We start from the raw sequence: 1,708 nt of genomic DNA on the forward strand, positions 1-1,708 counted from the left end.
GCGGCGGTGCATCCCCGGGCCGGCGCCGCCCCCATCGGCGCCGGCCAGCGGATGCACCGCCGCCCCCCGGGCGCACCGAGCCACCCGGGCGGCTACCGCGAGCTCTCCGGCCGTGAGGTCGAGGTGCTCAGGCTGGTGGCCGAAGGACAGTCCAACAAGGCCATCGGCGTTTCGATGGGCCTGTCCGCGCTCACCGTCAAGAGCCATCTCGCCCGGATCGCGCGCAAGCTCGGCACGGGCGACCGGGCGGGAATGGTCGCTGTGGCCCTCCGTACCGGCATCATCCACTGAAGCGACTCCCGGTCCCCACCGCCCGTCGACGGAACGTTCCGTCGACGGGCGCCGTCCGTTCACGGATACCCTTGACAGGTGACCGACGCCCAAGAGACCGCAGCAGAGCCAGCACTGCGAACCACCGGGGGCCCGCGGCGGCAGCCGCTCATCGCACAGCCCCCGGCCGACGTCGAATCGGCGCCGATCCCCTTGCTGGAGCCCCGCGAGGGCATTCCGCCGGTGGTGGCCACCGAAGAAGCCCTGGCCGGGGTGATCGCGGCCTTCGCCGCAGGCACCGGGCCCGTGGCCGTCGACGCGGAGCGCGCGTCCGGTTACCGGTACGGGCAGCGGGCGTATCTCGTCCAGTTGCGCCGCGAGGGCGCGGGCACGGCACTGATCGATCCGGTGGGCTGCCCGGATCTCTCCGGTCTCGGCGAGGCCCTCGCGGAGACCGAGTGGATCCTGCACGCGGCCACCCAGGATCTTCCGTGTCTGCGTGAAATAGGCATGACGCCCACCCGGCTGTTCGACACGGAACTGGCAGGCCGGCTGGCGGGCTTCCCCCGGGTCGGGCTCGGCGCGATGGTCGAGAACGTGCTCGGGTACGCGCTGGAGAAGGGCCACTCCGCCGTGGACTGGTCGACGCGGCCCCTTCCCGAGCCCTGGCTGCGGTACGCGGCGCTCGATGTCGAGCTGCTGGTGGATCTGCGTGACGCGCTGGAGAAGGAACTGGACCGGCAGGGCAAGCTCGACTGGGCGCACCAGGAGTTCGCCGCGATCGCCTCGGCGCCGCCGCCCGCGCCGCGCAAGGACCCCTGGCGCCGCACGTCGGGAATGCACAAGGTGCGCCGGCGCCGTCAGATGGCGGTCGTACGGGAGCTGTGGAACACCCGGGACCGGGTGGCGCAGCGGCGCGACGTCTCGCCGGGCAAGGTGCTGAGCGACACGGCGATCGTGGAGGCGTCGCTGGCGCTGCCGGCGAATGTGCACGCGCTGACCGCGCTGCCGGGGTTCGGGCACCGGATGGGGCGGCGGCAGCTAGAACAGTGGCAGGCGGCGGTGGACCGGGCGCGCGCGCTGCCCGATACGGAGCTGCCGCAGCCGGGCCAGCAGGTCGCGGGCCCGCCGCCGCCGCGTTCCTGGGCGGACAAGGACCCGGAGGCGGCGGCCCGTCTCTCGGCGGCGCGGGCGGCGGTCTCGGCGCTGGCGGAGCGGCTGAACATGCCGCAGGAGAACCTGATCACGCCGGACACGGTGCGGCGGGTCTGCTGGGAGCCGCCGCGGGAGCGGACGGCGGAGTCGGTGGAGGCCGCCCTGGCGGAGCACGGCGCGCGGCCCTGGCAGATCGAACAGGTCGCGCCGCTGCTGGCGCGGGCGCTGTCCTCCGTACCGGCGGAGTAGCCGCGGGGCCCCGCGGGCCGGTGGCGACGGCCAC

At 74.4% G+C, this 1,708-nt stretch carries 2 protein-coding genes; both read left to right on the forward strand.

Features of this window, described 5'->3' with window-relative positions:
* The coding region (locus WH07_RS34550; RefSeq protein WP_046508940.1) for a response regulator transcription factor at positions 1-291 on the forward strand (291 nt) is incomplete at its 5' end.
* Positions 292-369: 78 nt separating this feature from the next.
* Positions 370-1,674 (forward strand): ribonuclease D, encoded by a 1,305-nt coding sequence (locus WH07_RS34555; RefSeq protein ID WP_046508942.1) that lies wholly within the window; start codon positions 370-372, stop codon positions 1,672-1,674.
* The last annotated feature ends 34 nt before the right edge of the window (positions 1,675-1,708 follow it).

This window comes from Streptomyces odonnellii, assembly GCF_000981895.1.
Lineage (GTDB): Bacteria > Actinomycetota > Actinomycetes > Streptomycetales > Streptomycetaceae > Streptomyces > Streptomyces odonnellii.